The organism is Arthrobacter sp. UCD-GKA, from assembly GCF_001863355.1.
Lineage (GTDB): Bacteria > Actinomycetota > Actinomycetes > Actinomycetales > Micrococcaceae > Paeniglutamicibacter.
In genome coordinates this window covers 118,004-135,617 of the sequence record NZ_MOLR01000015.1, presented here as the reverse complement: position 1 = coordinate 135,617, position 17,614 = coordinate 118,004, and the positions used below count along the sequence as shown (strand labels likewise).

The window sequence follows — 17,614 nt, the reverse complement described above, 5'->3', positions numbered from 1 at the left end:
CGGTTGCCGTTTTCGAATGTGGCCGAGCGCCGCGAACAACCACCGGCACTGGCCGTGTCCACGGTGATCTTCTCGCTGCGCGACGACGAACGCACCGGGCGCAAGGGCCTGTGGCTGCCCCTGGTGCGCCGCACGCGCGAACCCTTCCGCGGCCAGTGGGCACTGCCCGGCGGCCCGCTGGGGCCACGCGACTCGCTGCTCGACGCCGCGGCGAACAACCTGCGCGACACCACCGGACTGATCCCGCGCTACCTCGAACAGCTCTACGCCTTCGGGGACCTGGACCGCTCGCCCACCCGCCGGGTGGTCTCCATCGTCTACTGGGCGCTGGTCCGCGAGGACGACCCCCACGACACCGCCACCTCGGTGCTGCTCGATGACCCCAACGTCGCCTGGTTCCGCGCGGAGGACCCCGAGGTGCTGGGCAACCTGGCCTTCGACCACCGGCACATCATCGAATACGCACTCTGGCGGCTGCGCAACAAGGTCGAATACGGCTCCATCGCCCACCGCCTGCTCGGCGAGCGCTTCACCCTCGCCCAGGTCCGCGAGGTCTACGAGGCGGTGCTGGACAAGGCACTGGACCCGGCGAACTTCCGCCGGACCCTGCGCAGCACCCCCGACATCGAGGAAACCGACGAATTCCTCTCCGGCGGCAAGCACCGCCCCCCGCGCCTCTATCGCTACACCGGCTCAACCACCCACCCCCTTGAGAGCGAGAACATCTCATGAGCAGCATCAACGCCACCCTGCAGACCCTGAAGCTCGTTTCCCCCGAAGCCAGCTGCAACACCGACCTGACCAAGGGCCCCTGGCACTTCGACACCGGGGAGGCCGACTACGGGCCGGGCTCCTCGCAGGAGGACGTGGCCCCGGCCGACACCCCGCGGCAGGGCGAGATCCCGGCCGAGTACCGCGAAGCCTCCGATGCGGAACTGACCGCCCGGATCCTGGCCGCCAAGGAAACCCTGGGAGACGAGCTGGTGGTCCTGGGCCACCACTACCAGCGCGACGAGGTCGTGGCCTTCGCCGACTTCGTGGGGGACTCCTTCCAGTTGGCCAACGCGGCGCTGACCCGCGAGCAGGCCAAGTACATCGTCTTCTGCGGCGTGCACTTCATGGCCGAGACCGCCGACATCCTCTCCACCAAGGAGCAGGCGGTGATCCTGCCGAACCTGGCCGCGGGCTGCTCGATGGCCGACATGGCCGACGAGTCCTCCGTGGAGGAGTGCTGGGAACAGCTCATGGACCTCTACGCGGACGAGGACTCCTCCGACGGGCTGGCCTCGGTCATCCCGGTGACCTACATGAACTCCTCCGCCGCGCTGAAGGCCTTCGTCGGCAAGCACGGCGGGATTGTGTGCACCTCCTCGAACGCCGCCACGGTGCTTCGGTGGGCGTTCGAGCGCGGACGCCGTGTGCTCTTCTTCCCCGACCAGCACCTGGGCCGCAACACCGCCAAGGCCATGGGCATACCGCTGGAGGCGATGCCGATGTGGAACCCGCGCAAGCCGCTGGGCGGTTCCGACGAGGCCACCCTGCACGATGCCAAGGTCATCCTGTGGCACGGCTTCTGCTCGGTGCACAAGCGCTTCACCGTCGCGCAGATCGAGCGCGCCCGGGCCGAGCACCCCGGCGTGCAGATCCTGGCGCACCCCGAGTGCCCGATGCCGGTGGTCGACGCCGCCGACGCGGCAGGGTCCACCGACTACATCCAAAAGGCCGTCGCCGCGGCCCCGGCCGGTTCGGTCTTCGGCATTGCCACCGAGATCAACATGGTCAACCGGCTGGCCGCGCAGCACCCCGAGCACACCGTCTTCTGCCTGGACCCGGTGATCTGCCCGTGCTCCACGATGTACCGCATCCACCCGGGCTACCTCGCCTGGGTGCTTGAGTCCCTGGTGGACGGGGTCGTGTTGAACCGGATCGACGTGCCCGCGGACGTGGCGGCCGACGCCAAGGTCGCCCTGGAACGGATGCTGGCGGCACGGCCGTGAACGCCACCGACCTGGTGGTCGTCGGCTCCGGGGTCGCCGGGCTCTACGCCGCGCTGACCGCCGCGGTCCGCGGGCTGGATGCCACCCTGGTGACCAAGGACGCGCTGGCGGACTCCAACTCCTGGTACGCCCAGGGGGGATTGAGCGCCGTGGGCCCGGCCGGGGCCGCGGCGGGGGATTCGATCGCCAGCCACATCGCCGACACGCTCACCGCCGGGGCACACATGAACGACGCGAATGCCGTGGCGATCATGTGCTCCACCGCCTGGGGCCACGTCACCCGGCTCATCGAGGCCGGTGCGCACTTCGACACCGATGCCTCCGGCGCCTTCGCCCTGGGCCTGGAGGCCGCGCACGCCCACCCGCGGATCCTTCACGCCGGCGGGGACGCCACCGGCAAGGGGCTGGCCGGAGCGCTGATCGCCGCCTGCCGCGTCCAGCAGGCCGCCGGCCGGCTGGTAATCCGCGAACACGCCTTCGTCACCGAGCTGCTCACCGAGGCCAACCCGTTGGCCCGTGCCCAGCGGGACCCGGCAGCGGTGGTCACCGGGGTGCGGGTGCTCGGGCCCGACGGGCAACACGAGGACCTCTTCGCCAAGGCCGTGCTGCTGGCCACCGGCGGGGCCGGGCAGCTCTTTGCCGCGACCACCAACCCGCTGGGTTCTACCGGCGACGGGGCCGCCCTGGCCTACCGGGCCGGCGCGGCGCTGGCCGATGTCGAATTCATCCAGTTCCACCCGACCCTGGTGTCCCCGGGTGGCTTCATGGTCTCCGAGGCGGTGCGCGGCGAGGGCGCGGTGCTCATCGACGGCCACGGCGAACGCTTCATGACGAGGGTTCACCCGGATGCCGAACTGGCGCCCCGCGACGTGGTGGCCCGCGCCATCCACGCCGTGCGCGCCAACGGCGGCACCGTGCACCTGGATGCCCGCGGCGTGGAGGCCACCCACGGGCCCGGGTTCCTGGCCCGGCGCTTCCCGTCCATCACCGCCGAACTGGCCAAGCTGGGCTGGGACCTGGCCGCCGAACCGGTGCCCGTCACCCCGGCCGCCCACTACTGGATGGGCGGGATCCTCACCAACGACACCGGCGCCACCACGCTGCCCGGGCTCTACGCCGCCGGGGAGGCCGCCTGCACCGGGGTGCACGGCGCCAACCGGCTGGCCTCCAACTCGCTGCTCGAGGGCCTGGTCTTCGCCTGGCGCACCGTGGCGAACCTGCCGGCCAACCCGCCGGGCGCCGCCGTGGCAAGCAGCGCGGACACCAGCAGCGCGCTCATGAACGTGATCGTGACCCAGCCCGCCGCCGCTGGGGATGCCGACGACGCGGACTCGCGCGCGCGAGGCGAAGCACGCCGGGAAATGGAGCTGTCCGCGCTGCAGGCCCTGGCCCAGGCGCACCTGGGTGTCGAGCGCACCGCCGATGGTCTGCGCACCGCGCTGGCCCAGCTCGCGCGCTGGCGCGTCACAACCCATGACCGCGCCTCCCACGAGCGGGCCAACCTGCTTGACCTCGCCACGCTCATCGCCACCGCCGCGCTGAACCGGGAAAACTCCCTCGGCGCGCACTACCGCTCCGACGCCCCCGAGGCGCCGCAGCCGCTCAACGGGCACCTGCCCCGCTACGCCCAGGTGCCGGCCACCACGAACCTGAACCTAAGGATCTCCTCCCTTGTCTGACTTCACCAGCACCGCCACGGCCACAGTCGCCCGGGCCCGCCCCGCCACCCTTCTTCCGGTCCCAGCCCGCGCCATCGAGAAGATCGTGCTCGCCGCCCTGGAGGAGGACAACCCGCGCGGGGACGTGACCGGAAACGTGCTGATCCCCGAAAGCACCACCGCCACCGCCGCGGTCATCGCCCGCGAACCGGGCATCTGCGCCGGGCTTCAGACCTTCATCGCGGCCATGAAGCTCACCGACCCCGCCCTGGAACTGCGCCCGGCGCTCGCCGACGGGGACGCCTTCACCACCGGCGACACCCTGGTCACCGTGTCCGGCCCGGCCCGCGGGCTGCTGGCCGGGGAACGCGTGGGGCTGAACCTGCTCCAGCGCCTGAGCGGCATCGCCACCGCCACCGCGGCCTTCGTGGAGGCGGCCGCGGGCACCAACGCGCGCATCGTGGACACCCGCAAGACCACCCCGGGGCTGCGCGTGCTTGAACGCTACGCGGTGCGCTGCGGCGGCGGGCACAACCACCGCGACAACCTCTCCGAGGCCGTCATGGCCAAGGACAACCACCTGGCGCTGCTGGGCACCGGCTCCGAGCTGACCGCCGCGCTGCGCGCCGCCCGGGCCAACCTCGGGCACACCGTGCACTTCGAGGTGGAAATCGACTCGCTGGACCAGCTCGACGCGGTGCTGGCCGCCGGGGTCGACACCATCATGCTTGACAACTTCTCCGTCGCGGACCTGGCCGCCGGGGTGCGCCGGATCGCCGGCGCCGCGCTGGTCGAGGCCTCGGGCAACGTGAAGCTGGAGACCGTGGCGGCCATCGCCGCCACCGGGGTCGATGTGATTTCCTCCGGCGCGCTGACCCACTCGGTGCGCGCCCTGGACCTCGGCCTGGACATCGCCATCGATCGCGGCCGCGGGGCGGACACCCCGTGATCTACCTCGATGCGGCGGCCACCACGCCCGTGCGCCAGGACGTCCTGGACGTCATTATCCCGCTGCTGACCAGCGACTACGGCAACCCCTCCAGTACCCACTCGATGGGCCAGACCGCCGCCCGCGCGCTGGACTACGCCCGGGGAACCGCGGCCAAGGTGCTCGGGGTGCGCACCGGGGACGTGGTTTTCACTTCCGGCGGCACCGAGTCCAACAACCTGGCGATCAAGGGCCTGGCACTCGGAAACCCGCCCGGGCGCCACCTCATCCATTCGGCCATCGAGCACCCCGCCGTGGCCGAGGCCTGCGCCTACCTGGTCAAGCACCACGGGTTCGATCTCGACGTGGCCCCGGTCGACGGCCTCGGGATCCTGGACCTGGACGCGTTCGCCAAGCTGCTGCGCCCGGACACCACGCTGGTCTCGGTGATGGCGGTGAACAACGAGGTCGGCACCGTCCAGCCCGTCGCCGAGGCGGCAGCGGCGGCCCGCGCGGTGGGAGCCCTGGTGCATTGCGACGGGGTGCAGGCCGCCGGCTGGCTGGACATGGCCGAGATTGCCGCGCATGTCGATGCGCTGAGCATCTCCGGGCACAAGATCGGCGGGCTCAAGGGCGCCGGGCTGCTGATGGTCCGCGGCAAGCTGGCCCTGGAGCCGTTGATCCACGGCGGCGGGCAGGAACGCGAACGCCGCTCCGGGACCGAAAACGTGGCCGGGGCCGTGGCCACCGCCACCGCGCTGTCACTGGCCGCCGCGGCCAACGCCACCGGGACCGCGCAGGGCCACGGCAGGCACCTCATCGACACCGTGCTGGGCGGGCTGAACACCGACGGGCGGATCCGCGCCCGGCTCACCGGGGATCCGGAGCGCCGCGTGCCCGGCATCGTCTCCTTCGTATTCCCCGAAACCGGCGGCGAGACGGTGCTGCTGGAACTCGAGCGCCGCGGGGTGGTGTGCTCCTCCGGGTCGGCCTGCGCCGCCGGGTCCACCGATCCCTCGCACGTTTTGCTGGCCATGGGGTACGACGAGGACACCGCGCACACCGCGGTGCGGCTGAGCTTCACCCGAACCGTGAAGGAAGCGGAAATCGCCACCGCCGCCCGCGCCGTGGTGGCGGCGGTCAAGGCAATAGCCGGCCGGTAGCTCCCGGACCCGGCGGACCGTGGGTTCGCGAACCCGGCCGGATCCCTTGGGCCGGGGACTCCCTTCGTGATTTCATGGCCCCATGTCGATTGTGCTGGTTGAAGGCGACTCCGACGCCGTCGCCGTGCGGACCCTGGCCGGGAGGCTCGGCCTGCCCACCCCGCGCGTGCTGCCCGTCGGCGGGTCCAAGAGCGCCCGCCGCGCGGCAGGTCAGCTGGACGGGCAGCGGCTGCTTGGCCTGGTGGATGCGGCCGAGCGGCGCGACTTCGAGCGGGTGCTTGCCACCGTGTTCGTCTGCGACCCGGACCTGGAAGCCGAATTCGTCCGCGCCCTGGGCATCGAGGGAATCGAAGCGGTGATCGCCGGGCAGGACGAACTCGAATCCTTCCGCCGCCTGCAGGCCCAGCCCAACCTGTCCGACAAGCCCGTCGAACACCAGCTGGCCCGGTTCTTCGGCGGCCGCAGCGGCAACAAGGTGCGCTACGCCCGGCTGCTGGCCGAGGCGGTGCCCTTGGACGCGATTCCCGCCCCGCTGGCCGGTCTGCTTGCCGCGCTCGACGACGGGGATCCGGCTGCCGGAGCCTGATGGGCGGCAATTTCCCTTCCCCCAGGCTTGCGGGGGACGGGGAACCTCTCCTTGACGCCCTTCACAACCTTGGGGTTGTGCGATAAACATGGATGCCTGGAAGAAGACGCGAGCGCAGCAGCCCCGATGACACCGGCGGCCATCACGGCCAGGGCACAGGTCCTGGCGCGCGAACACCGGTTGATGCGCGCGGAACTGGTTGATCCGGCGTCCGACGGGACTGTCGCAGGGTGAGGTCGCCGAGCGCATGAGGGGTTACGCAGCAGGCAGTTTCAAAGTTCGAGGCGTACGATGCCGACCCCAAGCTATCGACCCTCCGGCGCTACGCCAATGCGGTGGGAGCGCTTCTCGGGCACCGGGGTGAGTGGGACCACGGGCAGTCCGAAGCACTGGCCGGTGATGCTTGCGCGCGCGTGAGCGCGCGAGGCAACGCCGGTTCCGCCGACCAGCCGTAACCGATCCTGAAAGACGCCTGCGGGCGCACGGCTGTGGACAGGTAGACTGCCCGGCGTCGCGGCATAGACTATCAAGCATGTCGCCCACCTCACATCCGGCAGAAATCCCCGGCCAGGCCGCGCAGCAGGTGGCGGCCAAGTTGGCGCAGCTGGTCTCCTGCCGGACGGTGTCGCATCCGGACCGCGACGACGAGGACCGGGCCGAATTCACCAAGCACGCCCACCTGCTCAGCGGACTCTTCGGGCACATCGCCGGTGCTGTCGAGAAGCGCACGCTGGGGATCACCGGGCAGCTGTGGCACTGGCGGGGCACCGAAAGCAGCAAGCCCGTGGTGCTGATGGCCCACCAGGACGTGGTCCCGGTTCAAGGCGAAGCGGACTGGGAGCACCCGCCCTTCGCCGGGGTCATTGCGCAGGGGCGCGTCCACGGACGCGGCACCCTGGATGACAAGGGCGACCTGGCCTGCATCCTGCAGGCGGCCGACGACCTGGCCGCCGCGGGCTTCGTCCCGGGGCAGGACGTGTACTTCTTCTTCGGGGACTGCGAGGAGATCTCCGGGCCCACCGCCATGGAGGCCGTGGACTTCCTCACCGCGGCCGGGGTGCGACCTTGGATGGTCCTGGACGAGGGCGGTGCGGTGGCCCACCAGGCGTTCCCGGGGATCGACGCCCCGGCCGGGGTGATCGGGGTGAGCGAGAAGGGGACCCTTGACCTGCTGCTGGAAGCCGAGGACTCCGGCGGGCATGCCTCAGCTCCTCCCCGCTTCGGCGCCGTGCAGCGCATCGCCCGGGCCGTGGGCAGGCTGCAGGCCAAGCAGTTCCCTGCGGCCCTGCACCCGGTCACCCAGGAGACCTTCCGCCGCCTGGCCGCCACCGCCCCCGGGATCACCGGCACCTTGCTGAAGCTGGCGTCCCGCCCCGGGCGGCTTGCCGGCGAGGTTCTGGCACGTGCCGGGGCGGAACCGGCGGCCATGGTGCGCACCACCGTCGCCGCCACCCGGCTCGAGGGAAGCGACGGCATCAACGTGCTGGCGCGGCGGGCCGCGGTGGGGTTGAACATCCGCATCAACGTCACCGAATCGGTGGAGTCGGTGATTGCCGGGGTGCGCAGGCGCGTGCGGGATGCGAAGATTTCCTTCACGGTGCTGGGAGCCACCGAGCCCTCGCCGATCTCACCGACGGACTCCGATGGCTTCGCCCTGCTGGAATCGGCACTCGGCCATTCGCACCCGGAGGCCCGCCCGGTCCCGTACATCATGATGGCGGCCACCGATGCGCGCCGCTTCACCGGGATCTGCGAGCAGGTCTACCGCTTCGCGCCGCTGGGCATGGACAAGGCCCAGCGCGGGGCCATCCACGGTGCCGACGAATCGGTGGAGGTCGCCGAGCTGGGAAAGGCCGTGCGGTTCTACACCTTCCTGATCCGGTCGCTGTAGCTCGCTGAGCTCCGGATGCTGCAAGGGGGGCGCGCGGGGATGCTCAGGGGCCGTCGGCAGTCGGGGGCGCGGTGTCCGCGTGCCGGTGCACGACCTTCCATTGGCCGTCCTCGCGGCGGTAGACCTGGGTCACGCGCAACGCGTAGGCGCTGGGTTCGCCGTTGATGTGGGTCGAGGTGATTTCCCGATGCACCGTGTAGGCCAAATCGCCGCTAACATCCGCCGCGATCAGCTCGATGTCGCCGGACACGGAACTGGAGAAGCTGTCGGCCAGCTTCAGGAAGACCTCCCGTGCCGCTTCGGGATCCAGGGCTTCGAGCCAGGCGCCGAAGAGCGTGACCGGCTCGCGGTCCGACCACGTCGTGAACCTGCCGCTCGAATCCCCGTTGTGCAGCGCGTCCTCGGCCCGGCGCCACGTCGTGTTGAACCACTGCAGGAAGTCATTGCGCTCGTCCATGACAGTGGTATACACCCAAGGCCCGGGCCAGGGAAGAGCACGGCCGAAGCGGATCGATCCGAGGTTGCCCGCACGCCGCGGCAGCCCCGAAGGCGTCGCGCAATACACGGGATTCGAAACTATGTTCTAGTCCGGTTCGGGCAGGGCCGGAAGCGGGGTGGCTAGAGGGCCCGATGCATCACGTTCAGGCCCACCAGTCCGTGGACCGGGTGGTTGAAGGCCTGCGGGATCACGGCCAGGACCTCGAAGCCCAGCGACTCCCAGAGCCGGATGGCATGGATGTTGGTGGAAACCACGGCATTGAACTGCATGGCCGTGAAACCCTGCCCGGAAGCCGCCTCGATGACATGGGTCGCCAGGGCCCGGCCCAGCCCCCGCCCGGAGGCGCGTGAGGCGACCATGAAGCCGGCGTTTGCCACGTGGGAACCTGCGGCGGACTGGTTCGGGTGCAGTTCCGCGGTGCCGGCCACCGCGCCGTCGTCGTCCACCGCCACGAACACCGTCCCGCCGGACTTGCCCATCCACCACGCACGGCACTGCTCCTCGGTGGCATCCACGGGCCAGCAGTAGGTCTCGCCCTGGCGCACGACCTCCTCGATGATGGGCCACAGGCCCGGCCAATCTTCCTGCGTGGCAACACGAATATCCATCCAGCCAATCTATTCCAGATTCCCCCTGTCACCGGCCACGCCCGCGCGGGTAGTGTGGCGCATAGCGGGAGGGAAGGCGGGGAATGCCGCCGGCGACGGGGGAACCAGGCAGGGAACCGGGAAGGGGCGGGGCAGATGTCCAAGCGCAGCGACGCCCGGGTGCGCGAACTGCTCGCCTCCATGGCCTCGATCGCCAGCGACCTCTCCGTCACCGCCATCACCCACCGCGTGCTGGACGAGGCGATGAAGATCTTCGGCGCCACCTCCGGGGTGCTGGAACTGACCAACGCCTCCCACCAGCAGGGGCACCTGGCCAAGGGCAAGGACGCCGCAAGCCTGCTCGAGGCCGCGGGCAAGGACGAGGCCAAGCGCCTGCGCCTGGCGCTGAAGACCCGCCAGCAACACTTCGCCCGCCTCACCCTGGGGCCCAAGCACGGCAAGGACCGCTACTCCCGGGCCGACCGGGAACTGGGGGAGGCGCTCGCCGGAAGCGCCGGGGTGGCCCTGGAGAACGCCCAGCTCTACCAGGACGCCGCGGACCGCGCCCGATGGCTGGCGGCCTCCGCCCGCATCGGCACCCTGCTGGGCGGCGAATCCCGGCACCACACCCAGGGCCTGAACGACGTCGCCGAACTGGCCCGCCGCGAATCCCGGTCCAAGTACGCGCTGCTGCTGACCCCCATCACCGGCCAGGAACCCGAGAACACCGGATACCGGATTGCCGGGATCAGCGAACACGTCCACCCGCACCTGGCCGGACGGGTGCTGCTGCAGGTGGGCGTGCGCCACCAGCTGGTGCTGCGCAACAGCCAGCCGCTGCTGCTGGCGGCCCCCGAGGCCATCCTCCCGCTGGGCGAACTGGCCGACGGGGAAGCCACCCTGGTCGCCGAGCTGCTGGCACGCGGCATCCACTACGGGCTGCTGGTCATGGTCAGGGAACACGGGGCGCCGGGCTACCGCCCCGTCGAGGCCCAGATGGCAGGGATCTTCGCCGCCAACATTGCCCAGGGGCTCGGCCTGGTCCAGATGCACCACCTGCGCGAGGAGGTGCTGCTCTACCTGGAACGCGAACGCATCGCCCGGGACCTGCACGACATCGTCATCCAACGCATCTTCGCCGCGGGCCTGGGCATCAGCGCCCTGCGCAAGCAACTGCCCACCCCCGCCGCCCGGGAGCGGGCCACCGGGCTGGCCGGGGAACTGGACACCACCATTGCCGAGCTGCGCGCCACGATCTACTCGTTGCGTGCCGACGCGGGGGAGACCGAGACCCCCAGCTCACGGATCCTGCGCGCCATCCGGCTGGCCTCCGAACCGCTGGAGTTCACCCCGGTGCTGCGCCTGGGGGACGAAGTTGACGCATTGACCGACGAAACCACGCTCACCCACCTGCTGGCGGTCATCACCGAGGCCCTGAGCAACGTGGTCCGCCATGCCCGGGCCCGCGCCGTCGAACTCACGGTGGAACGCACCGACGGAACCTTGGCCCTGACGCTGCGCGACGACGGGGCCGGCTTCGTCCCCGGCGGACCCGAAAGCGGGCTGGCGAACATGCGCCAGCGCGCCGGGGAACTGGGCGGAACCCTGGAGATCGACTCGACCCCGGGGGAAGGCACCATGCTGCACTGGGTCGTGCCGATGCCCGCCGAAGACTAGGCGCCCTGCGGGCTAGGTGCCTCCGTCGTTGGGCCCCGGCAGCGGATGGGTCACGAACACCGCCGCCTGCGTGCGCGACTCGAACCCCAGCTTCGCCAGCATCGAGGAGACGTAGTTTTTCACGGTCTTTTCCGCCAGGCGCATGCGCTCGCCGATCTGCCGGTTGCTCAGCCCCTCGCCGACCAGTTCCAGCACGCGGCGTTCCTGGACGGTCAGCTGGTTCATCCGCGGGTCAGGGTTTTCGTGGGTGATCAGCCCCGAGACGATGCGCTGCTTCAGGCCCGGGGTGAACAGCGATTCCCCGCGGGCGGCCCTGCGCAGCGCACGGATCAGGTCGTTGCCGGCGATCTGCTTGAGCACGTAGCCCACGGCCCCGGCCAGCACCGCCCCGCGCAGTGCCTGCTCGTCGTCGTAGCTGGTCAGGATCAGGCAGTTCAGCGATCCGTCGATGGAGCGCACGTCCCGGCAGACCTCGATGCCGGTGCCGTCGGGCAGCCGGGCGTCGAGCACCGAGACGTCCGGGCGCAGCGCGGGGATCTGCTTGCGGGCATCACGGGCCGTCCCCGAGGTGCCCACGACCTCGAAGCCCTCGCCCTCCAGCAGCTCGCGCAGGCCGCGGCGCACCAGTTCGTGGTCATCGAGGATGAAGACGCGGATGGGGGTCGCGGGCTCCGGGCCGGTGCCGGGCTCGGGGACGGTGGCGGGCTCGGGGCCGGTGGCCTGCCCCGGGGCGTTCCCCGTTGCCGCTGCGTGGTCCATGACGGTCCCTCCCGATCCCGTGGGTGCGTGCCGGTGCGCCTGCACCCTTCCATTCTTGGCCGCGGAACCGGCTTCGGACAAGGGGCCAAAGGCCCGTGGTGGATTCCGGTTGGCAGCAGGAACCTGCCCGGGGGACACCGGCCGGAGTCCCAGGGGGCTAGGCGGGCTGCGGGAATCCGAGCAGGTCCCGGACGCGGGCGTACTTCGCCGCCAGGCGGACACGGAGTTGCTCGGGCAAGAGCGCGGTGCGGGCCGGGTCGGTGTTGTCCTCGATGTCGGCGCGCTTGACCAGCATCCCGACGGGGTTGGCGCGCACCCGTGCGCAATAGTCCTCCAGCGTTTCGCCCTCGGTCTTGGTGACGGCACGGACAGCCTCGATCACAGGAGCCGGGATGCCTGCTTCCAGCAGGTCCCCGGCGGTGACGTCGCAGTCCTCGAGCACGTCGTGCAGCCAGGCCGCGGCCACCGCGGTGTCGTCCCCGCCGTGGCTGGCAACGCCGGCGGCCACGCGCGCGGGGTGGGTGATGTAGTCGACGCCGGACTTGTCGAGCTGTCCGGCGTGGGCGCGGCGGGCGATGTCTTCGGCAACCTGCACGAATGCGTGGCTGGTCATGGGTTCTCCTCCATTGGATGCTGGAATGCTCCGGCTCCCAGCGTAGCGAGGACCGGTGACGGTTGATCCACCCGGCAGTGCGAGGTGCGGGTGGAGTCGGCGGTGCGCAACCGCGCCGCTGTCCCGGAACGGGCACGGGAATGCGGAACAATGGAAGCCGTGAGACGAAAACGACGCAAGAGGAGCCGCTCGGCCGGCAGGGCGCTGAAGCGCCAGCGCAAGAAGCTGACGCCGCGTCAGCGGTTGGGCGTGTTCCTGTGGACGATCGGACTCCTCCCGGCCCATGTCGGGTTGTTGTTGGTGATCGGCGGCCTCATCTACCTGCCGTCCGCCGCCTCCGCCCAGCGTGCAGATGTCGAAGTGCGCCAAAACGGGGCCCCGGCCACCGGGGAAGTCGTTCAGATCGGGCGCGCGTCCACGCTCAGCAGCGGACGCAGCAGCGGGAGCACGACCTACTACCCGGTGACCGAGCAGGAAATCCGCGGTGTGCAATCGAGAACCGAATGGAAGCACTACGACTCGACGGACAGCGGGCTCTGGGTCGTGGGGCAGCAGCTGCCCCTGCTGTACGACATGGGCGGTTCCACGCGCATGGTCATCGACACCCCCGAGGCCACGGCGCTCCTGGGTCGGAAGGTCAGCTCGTTCCAACGCGCGATGCTCATCGGCGCCCCGGCGTCGGTGGTCGGGTTCGCCGTGGTCTACACGGACCGGCGCATGAATCCCGATGCCCGCGAAAAGCGGGCCCGGGCCCGGGCCCTGCGGAGCAAGCAGCTGCGGCGCCGAACCCCCTGACGTTCCCGGCTAGGGGGTGCCCTCTCCCGGGTCCTGCGCGGTCGGCGGGTAGGTGATGGCGGTGCCCTCGACGCGGGCGAAGGAGGTCAGCGTGTGCGCGGTGGACTTGGTCCTGGAGAAGATGTCCAGCACCTCGACGCCGCGCACCAGCAGCGCGTCGCCGACCAGCGAGCGGTGGCAGCGCCACGGCACCGCCTCGGCGCACATGATGGCCGTGCCGTCGCCCCGGGCCAAGTCGAGCAGGTCCTCGATGGCCGCGGCGAACTCCTCGGTCTGCATGTAGTCGGCGTAGCCGCGGAAGGAGTCGTTGCGCCATGCGCCGTTGACGCTGTCCCGACGGGTGGGGCGCAGCCCGCCGAGGTCCTTGGCGCGGTGGTAGCCGATGCCTGCGCCGGCCAGGGCCGCGGCCAACTCCTCGCCGTTGAACTGCGGGTTGTGCCGGGACTTGGGGATGGTGCGGATGTCGATAACCCGGGTGATGCCGTGGGCCCGGAGGATCTCGATGAATTCCTCGATGGCGTGCGTGGAATGCCCGATCGTGTGAATGCGGGTGGTGCCCATAATGTGTTCCCCTTTCTCGCGGTCGGGATCCGCAGCGCGCCAGCGGCACCCTGGTTTTCATCGTAGGCGATGTGGCGGCCCAAGCCCACGGCCGAAGCCCGCCGGGCACCGGGGGATCACTGCACGGGCATGGCTTCTTGCGGCCCGGGTTCCAAAGCCAGCCACTGATCGCGGGTGATGGCGTATTCGACGTCGCCGAGCTCGTCCCCGTCGATGTGCACCGGCCAGTCGGCGGTGAAGTGGCGCACCAAATCCATCCCGCATTTCTCCATGACCAGCCGCGAGGCGGTGTTCACCGCCATGGTGTTGGCATGGATGCGGGTGACCGCGGGAACGGAGAAGCCGTGGGCGATCAGCGCGCGGGCGCCTTCGGTGGCCAGCCCGCGGCCCCAGGATTCGTGCTTGAGCCGGTAACCGAGCTCGGGGTCCGTGGCCGGGAACCCGAGCTCGGGGCGCAGGTGGAACCAGCCGGTGAAAGCGCCGGTGCCGCCCAGCTGGGCCACCCAGAACCCGAAGTCCGGACCAGCCCGGTGGTAGGCCAGGTAGGCGGGGATGTGCTCGGAGACGATCTCCTCCCGCGGGGTGGGAACGCCGTTGGAGATGTAGCGCATGACCCGCGGGTCCGAGTCCAGCTCGACCAGCAGGTCTGCATCGTCGGCGGTGAATTCGCGCAGCACCAGCCGCGCGGTCTGCAGCAGGATCCTCATGCACCCATTGTGCGCCGGTTGGTCCTTTTGCGCGCCGGTTATTCCTTGACGGCTCCCTCGAGCATGCCCTTGATGAAGTGGCGCTGCATCAGGAAGTAGAGCACGACCACGGGCAGCGCGACCATCACCGCGGCGGCGGCCAGCAGCGCGGTGCCCTGGGTGTATTGGCCCTGGAAGAAGGCCAGGCCCAGCGGCGCGGTGCGGAACTCCCCGGAGGGGGACATGACCAGCGGGATCAGGAACTCGTTCCAGGTCCACATGAACATCAGCACCACCATGGTGGTGATCGCCGGGCGGCCCATGGGCACCAGGATGGAGAAAAGGATCCGGCCCTTCGAGGCCCCGTCCACGCGTGCCGCATCCATGATCGAGGGGTTCACGGACTTGAAGTAGGCGCGCATCCAGTAGGTGCCGAACGCCACGGACTGGGCGACCTGCGGCAGCGCCACGGCCCAGACGGTGTCGGTGAGCCCGAAGGTGCGCAGGTCGAAGAACAGCGGCACGATGATGGCCTCGGCCGGCACCATGATGCCCAGCAGGAAGAGGTAGAACAGCGCCTGTTCGCCGCGGAACCTCATGGTCCCGAAGGCGTAGCCGGAGAGGATCGAGAGCACCACGGCCAGGGACACCACGACCACCGCCACCAGCACCGAGGTGCCCATGTACTGCCCGAAGCGCCCCTCCACCCAGGCGGTGGCGAAGTTCTCGGGGTGGAAGGCCCCCTCGCGGGCGGCCGACGCGTTGGCCGGGCCGAACGCGGCGGCCAGGATGGAGGCCACGGGGGTGAGCACGATCAGCGAGAAGCCGACGAGGATCGCGTAGTTCAGCGTCCGCTCGGTGGCCGAGACCCTCATGCGCCGCGCTCCGAGACCCGGTTCACGGCCAGGGTGACCAGGAAGATGATGAGGGTCAGGGTGACGCCGATGGCCGCGGCGGACCCGACCTGACCGGTCTCGAAGGCCCGCCGGTAGACCTCGTAGCTGGGCACGGTGGTGGAGGAGCCGGGCCCGCCGGAGGTGGTCATGTAGATCAAATCGAAGGTCTTCAGCGAGGCGACGATCGTCAGTGTGAGGGCCACGGTGAGTTCGGCGCGCACCGAGGGGACGATGATGTAGAGGAACTCGCGCACCGCGCCGGCGCCGTCCAGCCGGGCGGCCTCGAACAGCTCGGTCGGGATGCGGGCCATGCCGGCGAGCAGCAGCACCGTGACCAGGCCGGTGGACACCCAGGAGCCGATCAGGCCGACGGCGGGCAGCGAGAAGACGTAGTCCCCGAGCCACGCGCGCGTGAGCCCGTCCAGTCCGATGGAGCGCAGCCCGGAGTTCAGCAGACCGTCGGGCGCGTAGATCTGCTTGAAGGCCACCGAGACCACGACCATCGCGATGACCTGGGGCAGGAACACCAGGGTGCGGAAGAGGGCCAGCCCGCGGGTCTTGGCCCGGGTCAGCACCGCGGCCAGCACCAGCCCGAGCCCGCACGGCAGCACCGCGTAGAAGAAGATGAAGGCGCCGGCATGGCCGAAGGCGGCGCGCAGCCGCGTATCGGCCAGGATGCCGGTGTAGTTCCCCGCGCCGACGAAGGTCGCCAGGGTCAGCCCGTCCCAGTCGTAGAGCGAGAGGTGCACGGCGCGGGCCAGCGGGTAGAGCATGAACGCCGCGTAGATGATGAAGGCCGGGGCGATGAAGAGGTAGGGGGTGATGGCGTGCCCCTGGCGGGCCGTGTGCCGGCCAGGGGCGCCGCTGGTGCTACTTGCCCTGGGTAAAGCCCGCATAGTCCGCTTCCATGGCCTCGGTGAAGGCCTTCGCGTCGATCCGGCCGTCCAGCAGGCCCTGCAGCGAGTCGCCGAGGGTGTCGCCCATGGTCGGGGTCGCGTAGTCCAGGTACGGCAGCAGCACCCCGTCGGTGGTGACGGACTCGAATGCGGTGTACACGTCCTTGAGCACGCCCGATGCCGGGGCGTGCGCCGCGGTGTCGAGCACCGGCAGGTTCCCGGTGTCGGCCAGGACCTTCATCGCGTCCTCGTTGGTGATGAAGTCGATGTAGGCCGCGGCCAGGTCCGCGTTTTTGGTCTTGGCGGTCACGGTGAACGGCAGTCCGGTGCCGCCGGTGGTGTGCGCGCCTTCCCCTGCGGTGGCCGGCGGGGCGAAGAACCCGACGTCCTCGCCCATGGCGTCGGCCAGGTCCGCGGCCATCCAGGAGCCTCCCATCAGGAACACTCCCTCGCCCTTGGCCAGCTTCTGCCAGGCGGCATCGTACTCGGTGCCGTTGACGCCCTTGTTGAAGTAGCCCTTGGCGCTCCAGTCGGCCAGTTCCGCCGCCGCGGCCTGGTTCTCCGGGGTGGTCCAGGAGGCGCCGGCGTTGCCGAAGCCGAGTTTCTCGATCTGTTCCGCGGGCACCTTGGCGCCCTGGATGGGGCCGAAGACGTGCCCGGCGGGCCACTTTTCGATGTTGCCCAGCAGCAGCGGGGTCTCGCCCTTCTCCTTGGCGGTGGCGATGGCCGTTTCGAAGGCGGCCCAGTCGGCCGGGACCTCCAGGCCCAGGGATTCGAGCTTCTTCTTGGAGTAGAAGACGCCCACGACCTCTCCGACCTGCGGCAGCCCGTAGGTCGAGCCGGAGCCGAAGGTGGTGCCGTCGGTGGAGTACTGCGAGTACTTCAGCACCGAGGCCGGGTAGCGATCGGTCCAGCCGTAGGCCTTGGCCCAGTCATCCAGCGGCAGCAGCTGCCCGGCCTTGACGAACGCGCCCATGGTGTTGCGGGCGTTGTTGGCCTGGACCACGTCGGGGGCGTCGGTGCCGGACAGGGCCAGGCGCAGGGTCTTGCCCAGGTCCTCGAAGGACTGGGAGTTGCGCTTGATGGTGATGTTCGGGTACTTGGCCTCGAAGGCGTCGTTGAGCTTGGTCATCTGCTCGTTCTGCCCGCCGCGGACCTCCTGGTCCCAGACGGTGAGGGTTTGCTCGCCCATCTTGGCTACGTCCGTCTCGATGGTCGCGCCGCTTTGCGGGGCCGACGGGGCCGGGGCCTCGGAGCCGGGGGCGCAGGCCGAAAGCAGCAGGGCGAGGGCGGCCGTGGCGGCCAGCGCCAGCGTGCGGGTTTTGCCTCTCGGTGACATGGTGTGTGTCCTTTCATGCAAGGTGCGGTGGAAATCGGTGTGCGGCCGGCTGCGGCGGAAGGCGGCGGCCGCGGGTGGAAGCG

Annotated in this window: 18 protein-coding genes; 9 read left to right on the top strand and 9 right to left on the bottom strand. The window is 70.3% G+C overall.

All coding sequences use genetic code 11. The annotated features are described in order from the left end of the window. The first annotated feature begins 3 nt into the window (after positions 1 to 3). From BLJ79_RS20405 to BLJ79_RS20375, 7 genes are all read left to right on the top strand, one after another. Positions 4 to 732: an NUDIX hydrolase gene (locus tag BLJ79_RS20405; protein ID WP_286135742.1), complete on the top strand. Its 729-nt coding sequence runs from the start codon at positions 4 to 6 to the stop codon at positions 730 to 732. Continuing rightward, a complete protein-coding gene (gene nadA / locus BLJ79_RS20400; protein ID WP_071216627.1) occupies positions 729 to 1,997 on the top strand; it encodes a quinolinate synthase NadA in 1,269 nt (422 codons plus the stop codon). The genes BLJ79_RS20405 and nadA overlap by 4 nt, the downstream gene beginning before the upstream one ends. Then, a complete protein-coding gene (gene nadB / locus BLJ79_RS20395; protein WP_071216626.1) occupies positions 1,994 to 3,676 on the top strand; it encodes an L-aspartate oxidase in 1,683 nt (560 codons plus the stop codon). Before nadA ends, nadB begins: the two co-directional genes overlap by 4 nt. After that, entirely contained in the window at positions 3,669 to 4,604 is a 936-nt protein-coding gene (gene nadC / locus BLJ79_RS20390; protein WP_083411512.1) for a carboxylating nicotinate-nucleotide diphosphorylase, read from the top strand. Before nadB ends, nadC begins: the two co-directional genes overlap by 8 nt. Next, the gene (locus BLJ79_RS20385; RefSeq protein WP_071216625.1) at positions 4,601 to 5,746 is read left to right on the top strand and encodes a cysteine desulfurase family protein; all 1,146 of its coding nucleotides are present in this window, start codon (positions 4,601 to 4,603) and stop codon (positions 5,744 to 5,746) included. The genes nadC and BLJ79_RS20385 overlap by 4 nt, the downstream gene beginning before the upstream one ends. Positions 5,747 to 5,828: 82 nt before the next feature. Further along, positions 5,829 to 6,332 carry a hypothetical protein gene (locus tag BLJ79_RS20380; protein WP_071216624.1) on the top strand — a complete coding sequence of 168 codons (504 nt, stop codon included), beginning with the start codon at positions 5,829 to 5,831 and terminating at the stop codon, positions 6,330 to 6,332. Between the two features lie 532 nt (positions 6,333 to 6,864). Then, positions 6,865 to 8,223, top strand: a complete 1,359-nt coding sequence (locus BLJ79_RS20375; RefSeq protein ID WP_071216623.1) for a M20/M25/M40 family metallo-hydrolase — start codon at positions 6,865 to 6,867, stop codon at positions 8,221 to 8,223. 43 nt (positions 8,224 to 8,266) lie between these two features. On the opposite strand, the gene BLJ79_RS20370 is transcribed toward BLJ79_RS20375, so the two are convergent. Both BLJ79_RS20370 and BLJ79_RS20365 read right to left on the bottom strand, forming a co-directional pair. After that, complete coding sequence (locus BLJ79_RS20370) at positions 8,267 to 8,680, bottom strand: YybH family protein (RefSeq protein WP_071216622.1); 414 nt, start codon at positions 8,678 to 8,680, stop codon at positions 8,267 to 8,269. 161 nt (positions 8,681 to 8,841) lie between these two features. Then, the gene (locus BLJ79_RS20365; RefSeq protein WP_071216621.1) at positions 8,842 to 9,330 is read right to left on the bottom strand and encodes a GNAT family N-acetyltransferase; all 489 of its coding nucleotides are present in this window, start codon (positions 9,328 to 9,330) and stop codon (positions 8,842 to 8,844) included. Between the two features lie 135 nt (positions 9,331 to 9,465). Here BLJ79_RS20365 and BLJ79_RS20360 point away from each other — a divergent pair, with 135 nt between their 5' ends. Then, positions 9,466 to 10,986 (top strand): GAF domain-containing sensor histidine kinase, encoded by a 1,521-nt coding sequence (locus BLJ79_RS20360; protein WP_071216620.1) that lies wholly within the window; start codon positions 9,466 to 9,468, stop codon positions 10,984 to 10,986. A 12-nt stretch (positions 10,987 to 10,998) separates the two neighbouring features. Here BLJ79_RS20360 and BLJ79_RS20355 read toward each other — a convergent pair whose 3' ends face one another. Next, positions 10,999 to 11,745, bottom strand: a complete 747-nt coding sequence (locus BLJ79_RS20355; RefSeq protein ID WP_286135737.1) for a response regulator — start codon at positions 11,743 to 11,745, stop codon at positions 10,999 to 11,001. Positions 11,746 to 11,902: 157 nt separating this feature from the next. Continuing rightward, positions 11,903 to 12,358, bottom strand: coding sequence for an HD domain-containing protein (locus BLJ79_RS20350; protein ID WP_071216619.1), 456 nt, complete (start codon positions 12,356 to 12,358; stop codon positions 11,903 to 11,905). A gap of 159 nt (positions 12,359 to 12,517) precedes the next feature. Here BLJ79_RS20350 and BLJ79_RS20345 point away from each other — a divergent pair, with 159 nt between their 5' ends. Continuing rightward, on the top strand, positions 12,518 to 13,153 hold the full coding sequence (locus tag BLJ79_RS20345; protein WP_139194993.1) for a hypothetical protein: 636 nt from the start codon (positions 12,518 to 12,520) through the stop codon (positions 13,151 to 13,153). A 9-nt stretch (positions 13,154 to 13,162) separates the two neighbouring features. Here the strand turns inward: BLJ79_RS20345 and BLJ79_RS20340 are convergent, their stop codons facing one another. The 5 genes from BLJ79_RS20340 to BLJ79_RS20320 all read right to left on the bottom strand — a co-directional run bounded on the left by BLJ79_RS20340 (position 13,163) and on the right by BLJ79_RS20320 (position 17,531). After that, entirely contained in the window at positions 13,163 to 13,714 is a 552-nt protein-coding gene (locus BLJ79_RS20340; protein ID WP_071216617.1) for a DUF488 domain-containing protein, read from the bottom strand. A gap of 116 nt (positions 13,715 to 13,830) precedes the next feature. Then, positions 13,831 to 14,421, bottom strand: a complete 591-nt coding sequence (locus tag BLJ79_RS20335) for a GNAT family N-acetyltransferase (RefSeq protein ID WP_071216616.1) — start codon at positions 14,419 to 14,421, stop codon at positions 13,831 to 13,833. A 38-nt stretch (positions 14,422 to 14,459) separates the two neighbouring features. Continuing rightward, complete coding sequence (locus tag BLJ79_RS20330; protein ID WP_071216615.1) at positions 14,460 to 15,275, bottom strand: carbohydrate ABC transporter permease; 816 nt, start codon at positions 15,273 to 15,275, stop codon at positions 14,460 to 14,462. Then, entirely contained in the window at positions 15,272 to 16,192 is a 921-nt protein-coding gene (locus BLJ79_RS20325) for a carbohydrate ABC transporter permease (protein ID WP_083411511.1), read from the bottom strand. Before BLJ79_RS20325 ends, BLJ79_RS20330 begins: the two co-directional genes overlap by 4 nt. Beyond that, positions 16,167 to 17,531, bottom strand: coding sequence for an ABC transporter substrate-binding protein (locus BLJ79_RS20320; RefSeq protein WP_071216614.1), 1,365 nt, complete (start codon positions 17,529 to 17,531; stop codon positions 16,167 to 16,169). The genes BLJ79_RS20325 and BLJ79_RS20320 overlap by 26 nt, the downstream gene beginning before the upstream one ends. Positions 17,532 to 17,614 lie beyond the last annotated feature (83 nt).